This window comes from Scopulibacillus cellulosilyticus, from assembly GCF_042665295.1.
GTDB lineage: Bacteria > Bacillota > Bacilli > Bacillales > Sporolactobacillaceae > Scopulibacillus_A > Scopulibacillus_A cellulosilyticus.
In genome coordinates this window covers 135,085-153,595 of record NZ_JBHTCO010000019.1, presented here as the reverse complement: position 1 = coordinate 153,595, position 18,511 = coordinate 135,085, and the positions used below count along the sequence as shown (strand labels likewise).

Here is an 18,511-nt window from a genome sequence, read left to right as displayed (position 1 = left end):
AAAGAAGGAATTTGTCTATAAAAAACGAAATTATTACTTAATTAAAATAGAAAGAAGGTGCTGCTTTGGATGAAGTAGAAGAAAAAGGGCGGGAAATACTTTTTGAAGCCTGGAGTATCGAAGCCTCAGATATCCACTTTATTCCCCGCCAAAATGATACGCTTATTGAACTTCGCATTCACAACCACTTGTATGAAATGGATATCCTTTCAAAGGCATTCAGTGAAAGAATCATTTCCCACTTTAAATTTTTATCAGGTATGGATATTGGCGAAAGGCGAAGGCCTCAAAATGGTGCTATGGAAATAACGATTAATAACCAGAAAGTTGATCTGAGATTATCAACACTCCCTGCCTCGTACAATGAAAGCCTCGTTATCCGTTTATTGCCTCAAAGCCATCATCTTAAGGTTGCCGATTTATCTATCTTTCCGGAATCAACATCACAATTGCTATCTCTTCTCAACTACGACAACGGTTTGATTTTATTGTCGGGGCCGACGGGTTCAGGCAAAACGACCACACTCTACACACTTCTTTCCGCCGCGCAAAAACGTTATAATTCCCGAATTATCACCTTGGAAGACCCCGTTGAAAAAAAACATGAATCCTTCGTTCAAATGGAAGTTAATGAAAAAGCAAATTTCAATTACTCCGATGGTTTTAAGGCTATATTGCGCCATGATCCGGACATTATTATGGTCGGGGAAATTAGAGATCTTGAAACCGCCAAAATCGCTGTACGTGCCAGTTTAACAGGTCATTTGGTGTTTTCAACGGTCCATGCGTCGGATACCATCGGAACTATTCAGCGTCTTATAGAATTGGGCATTCCCCGTTTTGATTTAAAGGAAACTTTAGTTGCTGTTATCTCTCAAAGACTTGTTATGATCCATTGTCCAATTTGCGGGGCCGTTTGCAAACCGGAATGTCCAAATCGCGGTCATCCTAAAAGGACGGGGATTTTTGAAATTTTGGCAGGGATGCCTTTGCATGAAATTCTTTCAAACGATAAAAGGAATACGCGCGTGTCCTATAAAACATTAGATGATTTTATAAGACAAGGGATATCAATGGGCTATATTCCAAAACAGATATCACTAAATCAGCAAGGTGACCATTATGTTTACCCGTAAATGGAATAAGAAGGACCGCGCGAAGTTTTTAATGAATGCTGGAAAATGTCTCAGTCAGGGATATCCGCTGCACTTAGCTATTAAACTTCAAGGGTATCACCAGAAAAAAACCGTTATAAAATTTATAGATAAGATACTGGGGCTGTTGCAGAAAGGGCATCCTCTCCATTTGGCGTTAAATGATTCTTCGTTTCCAAGTGAAGTTTGCAGTTTCATCTTTTATGCTGAAAAAAGCGGACAGCTTGCCGATGGATTATACGAAAGCGGTGAAATGCTCCGTAAAAGGGAGGAACATAAGGAAACATTACAGAAGCTGCTTCGCTACCCTTTGTTTTTGTTATGGATGTTTATCATGATGATTTTTCTCATATCACAATACTTGTTTCCAAGTTTTCAAAGATTATATCAATCTATGGATATTGAATTGCCATGGTTTACAAAATTTCTTATGTTAGTCAGCGATCATTTGTATGTTGCCGGGGGATTAATCTTATTTTTCACATGCAGTCTGTTTGTCTTGATATTGTTCCTCTATAATCGCCTTTCCTCTGAAAAGAAAATGACAATTCTTCTTCACTTTCCCATCGTTTCCACTTATGTCAAACTCTATTTTACACATTATTTTTCCTTCCATTTCGGCAGTTTGCTTAAAACAGGTATGTCTGTCAATGAAGCGTTAAAAACACTTGCTGAACAAAAGTTCATGTCATTTTTCCAACGTGAAGCGATTAAAATGCAATCTGATTTAAAAAGAGGTGAACGTCTCGATCTGGTTATTCACTCGCGGCCTTTTTATGTTAAGGAATTCTCTCATGTTATTCATAACGGCCAGCTCAATGGTATGCTTGGTCCCTCTTTATTTGATTACAGTGACATTATATTGAAAAGAATGGAGGAACAGACAAAAACGTGGCTGGCCGTCATACAACCGGCGACACTTATTCTTATCGGCCTGCTAATTTTATTCCTGTTTTTATCGATCATGTTACCGGTATTTAACATTATGAACGGATTATAGTTTAGGAGGTTCTTATAATGAAATGGATTAAACAAAGTCAGGATGGTTTTACCCTAATTGAAATGATGATCGTACTGATGATCATTTCTATATTATTGTTAATTGCGGTGCCAAGTATGCTGAAAAGCAATAAAATTGTTGAATCAAAAAGCTGTCAAGCAACCATTAAGTTAGTTAATGGACAAGTTGCCGCTTATAATATGGATCATAATACTAATTTGACTAATCTGGAAGATTTGAAAACGGAAGGTTATGTTGACAGTGTCACATGTCCGGACGGGGGTAAACTTGTTTTAAATAGTGATGGAAAAGTTACGGAGGCCGATAAAAAATCATGAATCAAGACGGCTTCACTTTAATCGAAACGCTCATTGTAGCATCGATAGCTTTTATCATTATCCCGATCTCTTTTGTTAAATTCGCATCAGTCAATCAAACGCAAACGCTTGATTATTTTGTAAAACAATTAAAGGATGCACTGCATCACGCACAAATGACAGCAATGGCAGAGGGGAAAACTGTAGAAGTTCTATTTGACGATCAGAATCATCTCGTAAGGATTCAAGAAGGCGGAGACTATATTGATAGTTTTCACTTTGACAATGACATTGAAATTGAAAAAGGGACTCAAGGGAAAAAAGTGACCTTTTTAAGTAACGGACATATTCAAAAGACAGGCACTGTTTTTATTAAACTGGGCCTAAGGCAATATAAACTGGTATTTTTATTAGGGCAGGGCAGATATTATGTTGAAAAACAATAGCGGCATCTTCCTGATGGAGGCAATGTATGCCCTGTTAATTACCGTTACAGCGGTATTGGCTCTTTTTCCTATAGCCTGCCGCGTTTATACAGAAAAAATGACTATTAGTGAAACCCACTGGGCTATTAGCATTTTGAATGAACAACTAATAGAGTGGCAGCAAGATAAAGCCGATCCTCCCAAACAAATTGAGGATCATGGTCAGCTTTTTCATCTTAGCTCAAGTTTAATTGAAAAGAATCATATAAAATTGTGTGTGCAATGGAAAGGCAGCAATGGACGAGAATTAAAACAATGCGCAGAGGCAAAAAGATGAACAACCAAAAAGGTTTTACACTTTTATCAATGATGCTGGCAATAAGTACGTTAGGAGTGGCTGCTTTTATGTTAACATTAATCATGACAAGTGTTGAAAAAGGATCTGATCCATTAACGGCTAACAGTAAAGAAGTCTACACTTTCTTTCACCAAGTCACATCAGAGGTTCATCAATCCTCATCATTAGAATGCAAACAAAACAAACTTTACCTGACAAAAGATAGTGAACTGGTTGCCTATAACCGATCAGGCCAACGGATTTATCGTCAGGTTGAAGGAAAAGGTTATGACATTGTTCTTCAACAATTATCTGATGTCAGTTTTCTTTGTGAAAAAGATATGGTGAAAATGACGGTTAAGGATCTGCAAGGTCATGAAAATCATTGGGCTGCTTCGCTGATTATCAAACCGGAGAGTAAAAAATGAAACAAAATGGGTTTATTTTACCGCTGACTGTCATTATCGTATCCATTTTTACATTTTTTCTTCTTCATATGATTATTGCCTGTCAAATGGATCGTGATTTTCTCAGAGAGCGGCTCAGCCTGTTTGAATTCGGTGAATTAAGCCAATTAGCCAAAACAGATATTTTGGCAAAAATAAAGGAAAAGGATTTTCCAAAGGATGGCAGCATGCATTACGAAATAGGCAATGTTGATTACCAAACGAAAAAAGTGAATGAAAATGTGATAGAGGTTACGTTATCGATGCAAAAAAATACAACAAAACAAAAACAGATATTTTATTTTGATGTTAAGCAGAGTCAGATTGTAAAGTGGGTGGAAGGGTTATGAAAGGTGAAACAATTTATTTAACCGGTTTTATGGGAGCTGGCAAAACTACTGTCGGTAAAAAACTTGGCGAAGAATTGTCTATGACCGTTATAGATACAGATGAAATGATAGAACAAGTATGTCGAAAAAAAATTTCTGATATTTTTAAGGAAGAAGGAGAAGCGCGCTTTCGAGAATATGAAAGCCGTATCCTTAGGAAATTATCTTTCAAACACGTTATTATCACAACGGGAGGCGGAATGATTATTAATCAAGAAAACCGCCGTTTTATGAAAGAAAACGGTATAACGATTTATTTACATTGTGATCCTAAAATAATTTTAAGACGATTACAAGGCAATACAACCCGTCCGCTTCTTAAAAATAATCAAGAAGAGTCAGTGATTCATATGCTTGATCGCCGTCTTCCGTATTATTTAGAAGCTGATTACACAGTTAATACAACGATGAAAAGTGTAGATTCAATTGTCACCGAATTAACAAATTTTTTGAATAGACATACGGCATCTTGGGTACAACATAGATAGGTGATACTATGAAATCTAATGATTATGTGAAATTTTTAACTGAGCAGTTCGTTCAATATATGGAACAGCCGAGAACTGTCAGAAAAAATATGAGGCAGGAAAGAAGACAATATCGAAAACCGCTTAAGAATGAACTGTTTGGATTAATTCCAAATGCCTGTTCCCATTATTTTCAATCAGCTAAAAATCGTATAGCAAAAAACAGAAAAAAATAAAACGGGCGGGTATCGCCCGTTTTATTTTATATTCTAAATAAATATTCAATTGAAACAAGCTTATTCATATTCATTCTTTTACTGACATGTTATGATTACATTAATGTGAAACTTCCATCAGCGGGGCTTCTTTTATTCCCGCTGATGGTTAGTTCCACCGGGATAAAGGGGTGGTTAAAATGGAAAAGATTCAATCTTTATTAACGGACACTCTGCAACGGCCGCTTCGGGATTTACGTATATCGGTGACGGACCGATGTAATTTTCGTTGTACTTATTGTATGCCGAAAGAAGTTTTTGATAAAAATTATCCATTTTTAAATAAAAGTCAGCTGCTGACCAATAATGAAATCGTTCGCTTATCGAAGCTGTTTGCTCAACTGGGTGTGAAAAAGATTCGTATTACAGGCGGGGAACCATTGTTAAGAAAAAATTTAAACGAAATCATTTCGGGATTATCCAGGATTAATGGTATTGAGGATATCGCTTTAACGACAAATGGAACTCTGCTTCCCAAGAAGGCAAAGGAGCTGAAAAAGGCTGGACTTAAGCGGGTGACAGTCAGCCTTGACTCATTAGATAATGAACGTTTTGGAAGCATTAACGGGCAGGGTATCGGGGTTGGTCCAGTGTTAGCCGGTATTCAGGCGGCAGAAGAAGCGGGTCTTGAGGTTAAAATTAATATGATGGTGAAAAAAAGTGTTAACGATGATGAAATTATCAAAATGATTGAACATTTCAGCGGGTCCGGTCACGTTCTGCGTTTTATTGAATTTATGGATGTCGGTAATTCAAATGACTGGTCATTAAGACAAGTTTTTGCTAAAAAAGATATTTTGGATCTGATTAAGCGCCATTTTACAGTTGAAGTTTTAGATCAACACTATTTTGGCGAGGTGGCAACAAGATTTCGAATAAAAGAAACAGGTGATGAATTCGGCATTATCTCTTCAATTTCTGATGCATTCTGTTCAAGCTGTACAAGAGCACGTTTGTCCGCTGATGGATCTATTTATACTTGTTTGTTCGCTTCGCAAGGTACAAGTTTAAGAAACCCGATGCGGAACGGCGAATCCGATGAGATGTTATTGGATCGTATTAAAGAAGTTTGGCTGCATCGGTCGGATCAATACTCTGAAGAGCGGAAAAATATACAACCCGCAAAAAAAAGAAAAATTGAAATGTCTTACATTGGCGGCTAAAGCTTATTTAAAGTAACTTCTTTAAAATGGAAGTGTTGCTAAGGTGCTTCTGCGCCGACACCTATTCTATTGTTGCAAAGCTGTGCAGAAGCCTTTTTAACCAGTTGCTTCCTTGTCTACGCGTTTTAATGCTTGCCAATCGGTACGTCTTTTTTAAGTAGTATGAAGGAAACTCGACTTGTCTAAATAGAAGAGGCCCCCGTTAATAATTTGAACATTTACTTTTGGTTCATACTGTTCTTTTAATGCTTCTTTTTCTTTTACATAGGTATCCGGGGCTTCTTCATTTGTTTGATCTTCATAGAATTGATCCAATAAGCTTTGGTCTTTTTGCCAGCGTATTCTGGCATTATCAGCCCATTGGTGGTCATCGTTTTGAATCTTTTGCTCTATAAAATGCTCCAGACGCTTTAAACCGCTGATTGGTTTTATCATCGGAGTTAAAGTATAGCAATAATCAGGAATTTTTGGCGTTAAAGGCATTTGTAAAAGTTGTTCATGAAAATGTGTAGCAATCGTCCCGTTCATTAGATGGAGGCCGAGTGATAATAAATCATCTTTTTTTAAATCACATTGATAACTAATTTTAAAATTAATGCCAAGCCAAGGTACTAAGGGTGTGAAATTCCCTTCACTGCCTGTTTCCTGGTACAGCCTAATATATGGAGCTAATTGTTTGGCCGCACGGAAAATTTGATGTAACCGCGGTGAGCCAAAATGAATCAATTCCCCATCCTTTTCTTCAGATGGAGCCGTTTTTAAAGTAAGTGTCGTTGTTTCAGGTACCCCGCCGATTTTTTCAATATAATGCCAATAAAAAGATCGATTCATTAAAAGCTTATCAAGAGCGACGGTTAATTTTACTTTTAACAGGCCGTCTTTATTTTCAAGAAATTCACATTCATTTGCAATAAAAAAATGCTCAAGAAAATTATGAATAGCCGCTTGCTGCATTTTCGCTGTCCTCCTCAATCTGCTCCCGCTCTGAGTTGATAACGCTCGTTAAATTATCCATCTTAATTTTTATTTCGCCAGCTGATTCTGATTCTTCAAAAATAGCTGCTATCTGCTTATCAAGATTTTTGATATTCAGACGTGCCAAAATATCATCAAGCTCGCCAATCACATTTTCAAATAGATTGATTTTATCATACAATAACTGTAAAATGTGTTCTTCGACAGTATCCTTAGTAGCAAAGTTATAAATATGGACATCGTTTTCTTGGCCAAGACGGTGGATTCTGCCGATGCGCTGCTCTATTCGCATAGGATTCCAAGGTAAATCATAATTAATAATATGATGACAAAACTGTAAGTTAATTCCTTCGCCGCCGGCTTCAGTTGCAATCAGAACTTGTGCCTGGTTTTGAAAAAGTGTTTTCATCCAGTCTTTTTTACCTCTTTTAAATCCGCCCCGGAAAGGGACCGATGAGATACCATGCTGTTTCAGGAACCATTGAAGATAAAGTTGGGTGGCCCTGTATTCTGTAAAAATAATAACTTTATCATTAATTTTTTTTATGATTTCTAATGCTTTTTCAGCTTTAGAATTTTTATTAATGAGTTGAACTTTCTCCATAATAGGCTGAATGAAATCTGATAATGCGCTCTGTTCCTCCGCTTTTTCTAACATCTTTTTCAATGTCATATAGACAGCTTCACGGCTTGAGCATGCCTCTCTTTGTAATGTTAATAATGAGAATCCTTGAATTTGAGACGAATCTTTTAATAGGTTAAGCGAATCATATAAGTCACGTTCTTCAATAGACAAGGGAACTTCTACTGACTCAACAATTCTCTTTGGCCAGTCCATCTTTGTGTCCTGACGGCGGTTTCTTACCATCACTTGATTAATTAAATCTCGCAATTTCCCCTCATTTTTAACATCATTTTTCCCGGAACGGTAATCTTGTGCAAATGTGTCGGCGCTGCCTAAGTAACCTGGTTTTAATAATGAAACAAGATAGAATAGTTCATCCAAGCGGTTTTGAACAGGTGTTGCAGTTAATAATAAACAAAATTTCTTTTTTAAAGACTGTACAAATTGATAATTTTTCGTTTTATGATTTTTAAGTTTATGAGCTTCATCAATAACGATAAGATCATAGTTTTGTTTTAAGATAATTTCTTTGTGCGGACTCCGTTTCGCGGTATCAATGGATGATATAACAACATCGCACTGTTCCCATACATAAGACTTTCTTTGAGGGACAGCCGGAATATAAAATTTACTGTTTAATTCATTTGACCATTGTAAAACTAAGGATGCCGGTACGAGTATCAGTATTTTTTTAACGAGTCCCCGGATCATATATTCTTTCATAATGAGCCCTGCTTCAATGGTTTTCCCGAGTCCTACCTCGTCAGCGAGTATCGCTTTGCCATGCATATCTTCTATAACAGTTTGAGCAGTCTCAACTTGGTGTGGAAGCAGCTTTAGGTTGGGAAGCTGCTCAGGTGCGATTAATCCATGAAAAGACGGAACTATCAGCTGCTTTTCCGCTTCATAAGCAAGCTTGTACATATCCCAATGCGCCCATGGGCCGTCAGCGTCAATTTTTGATAGAAATTCTTCATGCCAAGAGCGATTAAAAACTATTTCTGGAATCATGATGCCCTTCCTTTCATCCTAAATTAAACATTGCAAAAATTGATGAAAAAAGTTAGGATAATACTTGTAGTATGATCAATATGATATAGACATATAAGTTCAAGTTAAAAAATGAATATTTAAGCGAATGACAACAAGGGGAGAGACCCGCTGCTTTAAGTTTTATGCAGCAGGCGCCGAAGGAGCAAGCAAATATTTGTGAATCTCTCAGGCAAAAAGACTCTTGTTAGACGCACCTCTGGAGAGTGCTCTTTGAGCCACCAACGGGGAAACCATTTCGGCTATAATGCCGGTTTGGAATAAAACTTTCAGGTTTAAGGACAGAGGAACACAAGAGGATTGTGTTTCTTTGTCCTTTTTTGTACTTTCTGAAACTTTAGCTTTTTAAGAATGAATGTACAAACATCATTTAGATATTCATTGCCAGCCGGCTCGTAAGAATATCAAGCTTTCTTTATTAATTGGAGGGGATGACATGACTGAAGGAAAAAAGACACCAATGTATGAAATTTACAAAAGCCAAGGGGCTAAGCTTGTTGACTTTGGCGGTTGGGATCTTCCGGTTCAATTTTCAAGTATTAAAGAAGAGCATGAAGCTGTTAGAACAAAAGCGGGTTTATTTGATGTTTCCCATATGGGAGAAATAGAAATCACCGGGAAAGACGCGGAAAATTTTATACAATATATGGTTACTAATGATGTTTCTAAGATGACGGAAGGCTCTGCCCAATATAATGCCATGTGTTATGAAGACGGCGGAACTGTAGATGATCTCATTGTTTATAAAAAAGGGCATGATAATTTCCTCCTGGTTGTTAATGCAGCTAATACAGATAAAGATTTTGACTGGATTAAATCACATCAAAAAGGCGATGTAGAAATTAATAATATTTCTGATGAAGTCGCTCAGCTTGCGATTCAAGGACCGAAAGCAGAACAAATTTTACAAACACTCGCAGAATTTGACCTTAGTACAATTGGACCTTTTAAATTCAAAGAAATTTCAATTAATAGTGTTAACAGTTTAGTATCCAGAACCGGCTATACCGGTGAAGATGGATTTGAAATCTACTGTCCATGGGATAGCGCGCCGGGATTATGGGAAGCGATTCTTGAAGCCGGAAAGGATGAAGGACTTCTTCCTTGCGGTTTAGGCGCCCGTGATACGTTAAGATTTGAAGCTAAACTGGCTCTTTACGGCCAAGAGCTTTCTAAAGATATTTCACCGATTGAAGCAGGCATCGGCTTTGCTGTAAAAACGAAAAAGGAAGCTGATTTTATTGGAAAAGAAGCATTAAAAAAACAAAGAGAAGATGGTCCCGCCCGTAAACTTGTGGGGATAGAAATGATCGATAAAGCTATTCCAAGAACACATTATGAAGTTTTTGCCGGGGATAAGAAAATCGGCGAAGTGACCACCGGGACGCAATCACCAACATTAAAGAAAAACTTAGGCTTAGCTCTGATTGATGCAGCTTATACTGAGCTTGGCACTGAGTGTGAAGTTGATATTCGCGGTAAACGCCGTAAAGCTAAAGTTGTAAAATCACCATTTTATAAGAGAGGCTAATAGGGAGGCGACACCATGACAACGTTTCGATATCTACCAATGACAGATCAAGACCGCCGTGAAATGCTGGGTACCATCGGCGCAGCATCCGTCGATGAATTGTTTTCAGATGTACCTGAAAAAGTACGCTTTAAAGGGGATTTGAAAGTAGAGAAGGCTTTATCTGAACCGGAACTTCTCCAATTTATGACTAATCTGGCTAAGAAAAATGTTAATACTAAGGAGACGCCTTCTTTTCTTGGGGCTGGTGTATACGATCATTATATTCCATCTATTGTTGACCATGTTATTTCACGTTCTGAATTTTATACAGCTTATACACCATACCAGCCGGAAATATCTCAAGGCGAACTGCAAGCCATTTTCGAATTTCAAACATTAATTTGTGAATTAACGGGCATGGAAGTAGCTAACTCTTCAATGTACGACGGTCCAACCTCGCTTGCTGAAGCGGCTATGTTAAGCGCCGGTGTTACACGCAAAAAGAAAATCATTGTTTCCGGTGCCGTTCATCCTGAAGCGCGGCAAGTATTGGAAACATATGCTAAAGGACCGAATATTGAAATTGTTGAGGTGCCTGTTAAAGACGGTAAGACAGATTTAGACGTCCTTAAGACAATGGTGGACGATGATACTGCATCTGTTATTGTTCAATACCCTAATTTCTATGGTCAAGTTGAATCTTTGAAAGAAATAGAGCAGGCAGCAAGACAAGGTAAGAAAACGATGTTTATTGTATCAAGCAATCCGTTGTCATTAGGCCTATTAACCCCTCCCGGCAAATTTAATGCTGATATCGTTGTGGGCGATTGTCAAGTATTGGGTATTCCTTCATCTTTCGGGGGCCCGCATTGCGGCTATTTTGCAACAACAAGTAAGTATATGCGTAAAATTCCTGGACGTTTAGTCGGTGAAACAGTTGATGAAGAGGGAAGAAGGGGTTATGTATTAACGCTTCAAGCCCGCGAGCAGCATATCCGCCGCGATAAAGCGACATCAAATATTTGTTCAAACCAGGCTTTAAATGCCCTGGCATCATCTGTTGCCATGACAGCGTTAGGCAAGCAGGGCATCCATGAAATTGCTCATCAAAATATACAAAAAGCTCACTATGCAGCTGAACAATTAAGATTGAACAACGTAGATGTATTATCTAAACCTTCCTTCTTTAATGAATTTGTTATTAATTGCGGCAAGCCTGTTAAAGACATTAATCGCCGCTTATTAGAGTCCGGCTTTATCGGCGGATACGATCTTGGCCGCGACGATGAAAAATTTAACGGCCATATGCTGATTGCCGTAACGGAACAACGGACTAAAGAGGAAATTGACCGCTTTGCAGACGTGTTAGGGGGGCTCGTTCATGAATAAACAAGATCAGCCATTAATCTTTGAATATACAAGACCAGGACGTGTTGGATATAGTTTGCCTGAACTCGATGTACCAGCTGCAGATGTTCATGAATTTATTCAAGATGATTATATTCGTGATGAATCACCTGATTGGCCGGAAGTATCTGAGTTACAGATTATGAGGCATTATACTGCATTGTCTAAACGGAACCATGGCGTAGATTCAGGCTTCTATCCCCTTGGCTCATGCACAATGAAGTATAATCCTAAAGTAAATGAAGTCATTGCCCGTATGCCGGGGTTAAGCCATATTCATCCTTATCAAGATGAGGAAACTGTTCAAGGTGCTTTAGAGATGATGTATCGCCTCCAACAGAACCTCTCCGAAATTACCGGTATGGATGAGGTCACTCTGCAGCCGGCTGCAGGCGCCCATGGTGAATGGACAGGATTGAGCATTATTCGGGCGTACCATGAGTCTAATGGCGACTTTAATCGAACAAAAGTGATTGTTCCGGATTCCGCTCACGGTACAAACCCTGCCTCTGCCACGGTAGCCGGTTTTGAAACAGTGACAGTTAAATCGAACGAACAGGGTCTGGTTGACCTTGAGGACTTAAAACGTGTTGTTGATGAAAATACAGCGGCGTTAATGCTGACTAATCCAAATACGCTTGGTTTGTTTGAAAAAGATATTCTGGAAGTAGCGGCAATCGTTCATGAGGCAGGCGGTAAGCTGTATTATGATGGTGCCAATATGAATGCAATTATGGGTGTGACAAGACCGGGAGATATGGGATTTGATGTTGTCCACCTTAATCTTCATAAGACGTTTACCGGACCGCACGGCGGCGGCGGACCCGGATCTGGACCGGTCGGCGTTAAACAAGAGCTTGTGAAATTTTTACCAAAACCTGTCCTTGTTAAAAAAGACGATCTATATACGTTTGATTATGATCGTCCGGAGTCTATCGGCCGCGTTAAGCCGTTCTACGGAAACTTCGGCATTAATGTCAGAGCGTACTCATATATCCGTACAATGGGGCCTATAGGTCTTGCTCAGGTCTCTAAAGATGCCGTATTAAATGCCAACTATTTAATGAGAAGACTGGAACCGTATTTTGATCTGCCATTTGATCAACATTGTAAACATGAATTTGTCCTCTCCGGCAAACGTCAGAAAAAACAAGGTGCAAGGACATTGGATATGGCTAAGCGTATGCTGGATTTTGGCTACCATCCGCCAACCATTTATTTTCCAACAATCGTTGACGAATGTCTTATGATTGAACCAACCGAAACAGAATCTAAAGAAACGCTTGATGAATTTGTTGACACATTAATTCAGATTGTTCGTGAAGTCGAAGAAAATCCGGAAATCGTTCAAGAAGCACCTCATCATACAGTTGTCGGCCGTCTTGATGAAACCCGGGCGGCAAGGCAGCCGGTTCTTCGTTACGAAAGACCGAAACAGGAAGTATAAAAAAAGCAAGCCCGGCGGGCTTGCTTTTTTTTTATTTAGTGCTTTTAACTTTACCTGACCATTTCTTAAATCCGCCTTTCAGCATACTGATGTCTTTGCAGCCCATTTTTTTAAGTGCGGCGGCTGCCCGTGCACTTCTCATGCTGTTTTGGCAATATAGATAAATGGGCTTGTCCTTGCGGATTTCTGATTTACGCATCTTAAGCTGTGTAAGGGGAATGTTTCTAGCACCTAAAATATGCCCGTTTTCAAACTCATTAGGCTCTCTTACATCAATAAGCTGTGCTTTCCGATAACCCGAACGAAATTCTTCTTCTGAAAGAGTTTTTAAATATGTTCGTTGATAGAGAGATCTGACTAAGGTTACGATAATAAAGATAACGATAATAGCCAGAAGGATGATCCATTGCCACATTTACACATTCTCCTTTTATATAAATCTCATTTTTGATAATCCGATTTAAGGTCAACATCTTTTATTATAACTTTTTACAGTCATTTTTTAAATATATAAGAAAGTAATTAAGCATGTTTTCCAAAAAATTATACTTATAAAAGTAAAAAGTTGGCTGGAGCAATCCCGTTGCATTTTAAACAAAATGATGTGATAATGGACAGGCTGATTTTGCTTTCGGCACTTCTAAACTTGATAAAAAAATCAACGTACAAAATTATTCAAATATGATGTTCTCTTTTTAATTACTCGTTTACACTTCAAAAATCGCCGGGTTTTGACGGTTTTTGAAATTGACATTTGCTCATAAATAATATTGAATATACAATATGTAGTGTGAATGTGCGGATATTAAACACAATATGTTGTGTCCTTTTTGGAAAAAGGGTAAAATAATCATAGTACATAATATGAACGCAGCAAGGATCGACAAAGTCTTTCCATTACGGGTTTTTAAATGTCTAAGGAGGATGAATATGAGCACGGTATTATCCGATCATATGGTGATTAATAAAAACCAATTGAATGAGGACATTAAAGAATTTCCTCAAGTTTTTCCAATTACAGATGATATGAAAATCACTCACAGCGGCGTCTCCCGGTTGGTGATGCTCGATAGATATGCTTTTAAGGATACAGAAAAAAGGACACTGAGAAATGGTGACTTTGTTGTTTTAACCGTCAAACCTGATCCGAAATTTCCTGCCAGAGGATTAGGGTTTATTCAATCTATAGATTGGGCTTCTAACAAGGCTGACATTTTAATCAATGAAGAATATCGCCAGGTGCTTGAGGATGAATCGGAGCGCGAAACGGGTCTGATTACCAGATCCCTTGACATTATTGATAAACCTTTGGAAGTTTATTATGAACAAATCGCTAAAAGAAACGCAAAGGGTTTATCTGATGTAGAAGAAACGGAAGAAAAGCGCAAGGCGTCATTTGAACGTTTTTATCATGAATTGGTGAATATGAATTTTGTTCCGGCCGGCCGTGTTTTATACGGTGCGGGAGCGAATACCAATGTCACATATTTTAACTGCTATGTGATGCCTTATGTTAAAGATTCAAGGGAAGGTATTGCTGAACATCGTAAAAAAGTAATGGAGATTATGAGCCGCGGCGGCGGTGTCGGTACAAACGGTTCAACCTTAAGACCAAGAAATACATTAGCCCGCGGTGTTAATGGCAAATCCTCGGGATCGGTCTCATGGCTCGACGATATTGCCAAGCTCACACATCTTGTTGAACAGGGCGGCTCAAGGCGCGGCGCTCAAATGATTATGCTTAGTGACTCGCATCCTGATATCGTTGAATTTATTATTTCCAAGATGCAAAATCCGCGGATTCTCCGTTATCTTCTCGAGACAAGCGGCGATGAGCAAATTAAAAAGGCTGCCAGGGAAAAGTTAAACTTCACACCGCTGACGGAAACGGAAAAAGCAATGTACCAGGGGATTGTCAACTACAAATACATTCCGGGACTTGGCGGTTTTGACCCTAAAGTCATTAAAGAGGCTGAAGATAAGTTAGCGGTTGGCGGTAATTATACGGTTAATAACCCAGATTTTCTGACAGGCGCCAACATTTCTATTTGCTTAACCCGGGATTTTATGGAAGCCGTTGAAAAAGATGAAGATTTTTCATTGCGATTCCCGGATGTTGAGCATTATTCTCCGGAGGAAATGGAGATTTATAATAATGAATGGCATTTATGCGGAGATGTTAGAGAATGGGAAGCCCGCGGATATGCGATTCGAACTTACCGTAAGATCAGAGCAAGAGAATTATGGAATTTAATTAATGTTTGTGCAACATACTCAGCCGAACCTGGCATTTTCTTTATAGATAACGCTAATGATATGACTAATGCTAAGGCATACGGCCAAAAAGTCGTTGCGACTAACCCTTGCGGTGAACAGCCTTTAGCTCCTTACTCAGTATGTAATCTTGCGGCTGTTAATTTGGCAGAAATGGCCAATAAAAAAGACAAAACGGTTAATTTTGAAAAGCTGAGAAAAACAGTGGCAACGGGTGTTAGAATTCAGGACAATGTCATAGATGCGACACCATATTTCCTCGAAGAAAACCGTAAGCAAGCCCTTGGTGAACGCCGTGTCGGCTTAGGGGTTATGGGACTTCATGACTTACTTATTTATTGTGAAACTGAATACGGCTCAGCAGAAGGCAATAAACTTGTTGATAAAATATTTGAAACGATTGCAACCACTGCCTACGAAACATCGATAGAATTAGCTAAAGAAAAAGGCAGCTTCCCATATTTAGTCGGCGAAACAGACGAAGAAACAGAACAACTGAGGAAAAAGTTTACAGAAACAGGTTATGTTAAAAAACTGCCTGAAACAATTAGACAAGATATCTTAAAATACGGTATCAGGAATTCCCATCTCCTTACTGTTGCACCAACAGGTTCAACGGGAACAATGGTAGGTGTGTCAACAGGCCTGGAACCATATTTCTCATTTTCGTATTTCCGGAGCGGACGTTTAGGTAAATTTATCGAAGTTAAAGCGGATATTGTCAAAGAATATCTGGATGCTCATCCTGAAGCCGATGAAAATCATTTACCTCACTGGTTTATTACAGCCATGGAATTAACGCCTGAAGCCCATGCTGACACACAATGTGTCATACAGCGCTGGGTGGACAGCTCTATCAGCAAAACTGTAAATGCACCAAAAGGATATACGGTTGATCAAGTAGAAGCGGTATATGAACGCCTTTATAAAGGCGGTGCCAAAGGCGGTACGGTTTATGTTGACGGCAGCCGCGATTCTCAAGTGTTAACACTAAAAGCAGAAGAAAACAGCTTTGATGATGAAGTTGTTGAACCTGAGGATAAACCAAAAAGCAAAAAGGTTGTGCTTGTGGATACCATTACACAACTTGATAAAACAAATGTCACATATGGTTCAGAAGTCGGCGATACATGCCCGGTTTGCCGCAAAGGAAAAGTAGAAGAAATCGGCGGCTGCAATACATGTACAAATTGTAATGCCCAATTAAAATGCGGCTTATAATTAATTTAAAAAGGTTGGACGATGTCCAATCTTTTATTTTCGTGACAACGGCACTTATTGCGCTTGTTTTTCAAAAAGATGTATAGTAAGATTTTATTGAAAAGTAAATTGGCGACAATGTTAGGGGGGGACCACATGCCGCCGACACCGAGTATGGAAGATTATATAGAACGTATATATTTATTGATTCAGGATAAGGGTTATGCCAGGGTATCGGATATCGCCGAAGCCCTAGAAGTCCACCCCTCTTCAGTGACAAAAATGGTCCAGAAGCTCGATAAGGATAACTATCTAATATATGAAAAATATCGAGGCTTTATCTTATCATCAAAGGGTGAGAAATTAGGTAAACGTCTTGTTGACCGCCATGAATTATTAGAAGGATTTCTTAAAGTCATAGGCGTTAGTCAAGAGAATATATACGAAGATGTCGAAGGTATCGAACATCATTTGAGTTGGGACGCTATTGACCGGATAGGCGATCTTGTCCAGTTTTTTCAAGATGACCCGTCCCGTGTTGAACAATTGAGAGATATTCAGCAACAGAATGAAGACATATAATAAACAACTTAATGATTAAAAAATAACTGTTTTTAAAACTCGTCCGGCGAGTTTTATTTTTTGGTCTATTCCAGCCGAAATAAAACTAAATATCTAAAGTAAGAGGGGAGGGGCAATTTTGTGGATTGATGGCGTTTTTTCAGGCGGCGGAGTAAAAGGGTTTGCATTTGTAGGTGCTTTAGAAGTGATAGAACAAGCGGGATTTCGTTTTCGGCGCCTAGCAGGAACAAGTGCTGGCTCGATTATTGCGGCATTGTTAGCAGCAGGTTATACGAGTAAAGAAATTCGCTATCATATGGAAAACATGCATCCCGACATTTTTATGGACAAAAAATCTTTTTTTCGCTTTCCTTTTTTTAAATGGTTAACACTGTACTGGAAAATGGGGCTGTATAAAGGAAATGTTTTAGAAAAATGGATGAAGGATCTTCTTCATAATAAAGGGGTGGAATCTTTTTATGACTTAGGGCCTGACACACTTAAAATTATAGTTTCAGATTTATCCCGGGGATCATTGGTCGTCATTCCTGATGACTTAGTTCATTATGGTATTGACCCTGAGAAATTTTCTGTAGCAAGAGCAGTACGAATGAGCTGCAGTTTACCGTTCTTCTATGAACCTGTCACTCTTTATAATCAAAAAGGTGAAAAATGTATTATTGTTGACGGCGGTGTGTTGAGCAACTTTCCGTTGTTCGTTTTTGATACACAAAATAATCTTCCTGTAAGACCTTTTTTGGGGTTTCAATTAAGCGGTCAATCCGAAATGTTTGCAGCAAAAAAGATTAAAAACGCAGTCGATCTCTTTCACAGGTTATTTTTGACGATGAAAGAAGCGCATGATGCAAAATATATATCGAAATATGCCGCTTCAAATATTATATTTATTCCGGTAGACAAGGTACAGACTGCTGATTTTAAACTTTCAAAAGAAGACCGCGATGAGCTTGTTGAAATCGGGAGGAAACGGGCACAACGTTTTCTGAAAAAATGGACGTATTAAAAAAACGGTTTGGAGAAGAATCCAAGCCGTTTTTTGTAAACTTTTTTATCTAGAAAAGCATACGTTTTTTCTTTTTATTTTTTTTACCGTCGATCACTGTTAGATGTCCATGATTTTTACGTTTTAATTTGGTTATTGAGGATTGTCTTTTTTGTTGCTTTGATCGTATCACTTTAAGGTGGGAGCTTCGGGCAGCGCGGGACTTGGAACCCAATTTAAATCGCCTTTTTGATTGCCTGACTGCTCTTCTGTAGGCCGCTGATTCGTTGCCTTTATTTGATTGATGGTTGATGAAGCGTTTATATAGTAAAACCCCTAACCCAATCACAAGTCCACCTATTGCTATTTGAATGATGAGAGATACGGGATTAGTCACCATAAACGATACTAATCCAACAAAGCTCAAAGCAATAATAAGATAGAAAATGAGGTTATACACAGACGCTTTCACCACCACTCACC

At 38.6% G+C, this 18,511-nt stretch carries 20 protein-coding genes and 1 riboswitch; of the genes, 16 read left to right on the top strand and 4 right to left on the bottom strand.

All coding sequences use genetic code 11. The features are described from left to right. Positions 1–65 precede the first annotated feature (65 nt). The 10 genes from comGA to moaA all read left to right on the top strand — a co-directional run bounded on the left by comGA (position 66) and on the right by moaA (position 5,973). Entirely contained in the window at positions 66–1,136 is a 1,071-nt protein-coding gene (comGA, locus tag ACFQRG_RS15035; protein WP_380967433.1) for a competence type IV pilus ATPase ComGA, read from the top strand. Further along, complete coding sequence (gene comGB, locus ACFQRG_RS15030; protein WP_380967430.1) at positions 1,123–2,154, top strand: competence type IV pilus assembly protein ComGB; 1,032 nt, start codon at positions 1,123–1,125, stop codon at positions 2,152–2,154. Before comGA ends, comGB begins: the two co-directional genes overlap by 14 nt. Before the next feature lie 17 nt (positions 2,155–2,171). Continuing rightward, the gene (gene comGC / locus ACFQRG_RS15025; RefSeq protein WP_380967428.1) at positions 2,172–2,492 is read left to right on the top strand and encodes a competence type IV pilus major pilin ComGC; all 321 of its coding nucleotides are present in this window, start codon (positions 2,172–2,174) and stop codon (positions 2,490–2,492) included. Continuing rightward, a complete protein-coding gene (comGD, locus tag ACFQRG_RS15020) occupies positions 2,489–2,917 on the top strand; it encodes a competence type IV pilus minor pilin ComGD (RefSeq protein ID WP_380967425.1) in 429 nt (142 codons plus the stop codon). The genes comGC and comGD overlap by 4 nt, the downstream gene beginning before the upstream one ends. Then, positions 2,901–3,233: a hypothetical protein gene (locus ACFQRG_RS15015; protein ID WP_380967422.1), complete on the top strand. Its 333-nt coding sequence runs from the start codon at positions 2,901–2,903 to the stop codon at positions 3,231–3,233. The genes comGD and ACFQRG_RS15015 overlap by 17 nt, the downstream gene beginning before the upstream one ends. Then, positions 3,230–3,661: a competence type IV pilus minor pilin ComGF gene (comGF, locus tag ACFQRG_RS15010; RefSeq protein WP_380967420.1), complete on the top strand. Its 432-nt coding sequence runs from the start codon at positions 3,230–3,232 to the stop codon at positions 3,659–3,661. Before ACFQRG_RS15015 ends, comGF begins: the two co-directional genes overlap by 4 nt. Continuing rightward, on the top strand, positions 3,658–4,029 hold the full coding sequence (comGG, locus tag ACFQRG_RS15005) for a competence type IV pilus minor pilin ComGG (protein ID WP_380967418.1): 372 nt from the start codon (positions 3,658–3,660) through the stop codon (positions 4,027–4,029). The genes comGF and comGG overlap by 4 nt, the downstream gene beginning before the upstream one ends. Next, positions 4,026–4,556 (top strand): shikimate kinase, encoded by a 531-nt coding sequence (locus tag ACFQRG_RS15000; protein WP_380967416.1) that lies wholly within the window; start codon positions 4,026–4,028, stop codon positions 4,554–4,556. Before comGG ends, ACFQRG_RS15000 begins: the two co-directional genes overlap by 4 nt. An 8-nt stretch (positions 4,557–4,564) precedes the next feature. After that, on the top strand, positions 4,565–4,771 hold the full coding sequence (locus tag ACFQRG_RS14995; protein ID WP_380967414.1) for a YqzE family protein: 207 nt from the start codon (positions 4,565–4,567) through the stop codon (positions 4,769–4,771). Positions 4,772–4,950: 179 nt separating this feature from the next. Beyond that, the gene (gene moaA / locus ACFQRG_RS14990) at positions 4,951–5,973 is read left to right on the top strand and encodes a GTP 3',8-cyclase MoaA (RefSeq protein ID WP_380967412.1); all 1,023 of its coding nucleotides are present in this window, start codon (positions 4,951–4,953) and stop codon (positions 5,971–5,973) included. Positions 5,974–6,126: 153 nt separating this feature from the next. On the opposite strand, the gene ACFQRG_RS14985 is transcribed toward moaA, so the two are convergent. Together ACFQRG_RS14985 and ACFQRG_RS14980 are read right to left on the bottom strand one after the other, a co-directional pair. After that, positions 6,127–6,927: a YqhG family protein gene (locus tag ACFQRG_RS14985; protein WP_380967410.1), complete on the bottom strand. Its 801-nt coding sequence runs from the start codon at positions 6,925–6,927 to the stop codon at positions 6,127–6,129. Next, positions 6,905–8,584: a DEAD/DEAH box helicase gene (locus ACFQRG_RS14980; protein ID WP_380967409.1), complete on the bottom strand. Its 1,680-nt coding sequence runs from the start codon at positions 8,582–8,584 to the stop codon at positions 6,905–6,907. The genes ACFQRG_RS14985 and ACFQRG_RS14980 overlap by 23 nt, the downstream gene beginning before the upstream one ends. Positions 8,585–8,711: 127 nt before the next feature. Continuing rightward, a riboswitch (glycine riboswitch) is annotated at positions 8,712–8,817 on the top strand. Positions 8,818–9,059: 242 nt separating this feature from the next. Between ACFQRG_RS14980 and gcvT the strand changes: the two genes are divergently transcribed. From gcvT to gcvPB, 3 genes are read left to right on the top strand one after another with little or no spacing between them, the layout of a single operon-like run. Then, a complete protein-coding gene (gene gcvT / locus ACFQRG_RS14975; RefSeq protein WP_380967407.1) occupies positions 9,060–10,154 on the top strand; it encodes a glycine cleavage system aminomethyltransferase GcvT in 1,095 nt (364 codons plus the stop codon). 15 nt (positions 10,155–10,169) lie between these two features. Continuing rightward, positions 10,170–11,525: an aminomethyl-transferring glycine dehydrogenase subunit GcvPA gene (gcvPA, locus tag ACFQRG_RS14970; protein ID WP_380967405.1), complete on the top strand. Its 1,356-nt coding sequence runs from the start codon at positions 10,170–10,172 to the stop codon at positions 11,523–11,525. Continuing rightward, positions 11,518–12,990: an aminomethyl-transferring glycine dehydrogenase subunit GcvPB gene (gene gcvPB, locus ACFQRG_RS14965; RefSeq protein WP_380967403.1), complete on the top strand. Its 1,473-nt coding sequence runs from the start codon at positions 11,518–11,520 to the stop codon at positions 12,988–12,990. Before gcvPA ends, gcvPB begins: the two co-directional genes overlap by 8 nt. 31 nt (positions 12,991–13,021) lie before the next feature. On the opposite strand, the gene ACFQRG_RS14960 is transcribed toward gcvPB, so the two are convergent. Next, on the bottom strand, positions 13,022–13,405 hold the full coding sequence (locus ACFQRG_RS14960) for a rhodanese-like domain-containing protein (protein ID WP_380967401.1): 384 nt from the start codon (positions 13,403–13,405) through the stop codon (positions 13,022–13,024). A gap of 515 nt (positions 13,406–13,920) precedes the next feature. Here ACFQRG_RS14960 and ACFQRG_RS14955 point away from each other — a divergent pair. The 3 genes from ACFQRG_RS14955 (at position 13,921) to ACFQRG_RS14945 (ending at position 18,049) form a co-directional block, all read left to right on the top strand. Then, positions 13,921–16,485, top strand: a complete 2,565-nt coding sequence (locus ACFQRG_RS14955) for a vitamin B12-dependent ribonucleotide reductase (RefSeq protein WP_380967398.1) — start codon at positions 13,921–13,923, stop codon at positions 16,483–16,485. A gap of 135 nt (positions 16,486–16,620) precedes the next feature. Next, a complete protein-coding gene (mntR, locus tag ACFQRG_RS14950) occupies positions 16,621–17,046 on the top strand; it encodes a transcriptional regulator MntR (protein WP_380967397.1) in 426 nt (141 codons plus the stop codon). A gap of 118 nt (positions 17,047–17,164) precedes the next feature. Then, complete coding sequence (locus ACFQRG_RS14945; protein WP_380967395.1) at positions 17,165–18,049, top strand: patatin-like phospholipase family protein; 885 nt, start codon at positions 17,165–17,167, stop codon at positions 18,047–18,049. Positions 18,050–18,098: 49 nt separating this feature from the next. Here ACFQRG_RS14945 and ACFQRG_RS14940 read toward each other — a convergent pair whose 3' ends face one another. Then, complete coding sequence (locus ACFQRG_RS14940; RefSeq protein WP_380967393.1) at positions 18,099–18,500, bottom strand: SA1362 family protein; 402 nt, start codon at positions 18,498–18,500, stop codon at positions 18,099–18,101. Between the last annotated feature and the right edge of the window lie 11 nt (positions 18,501–18,511).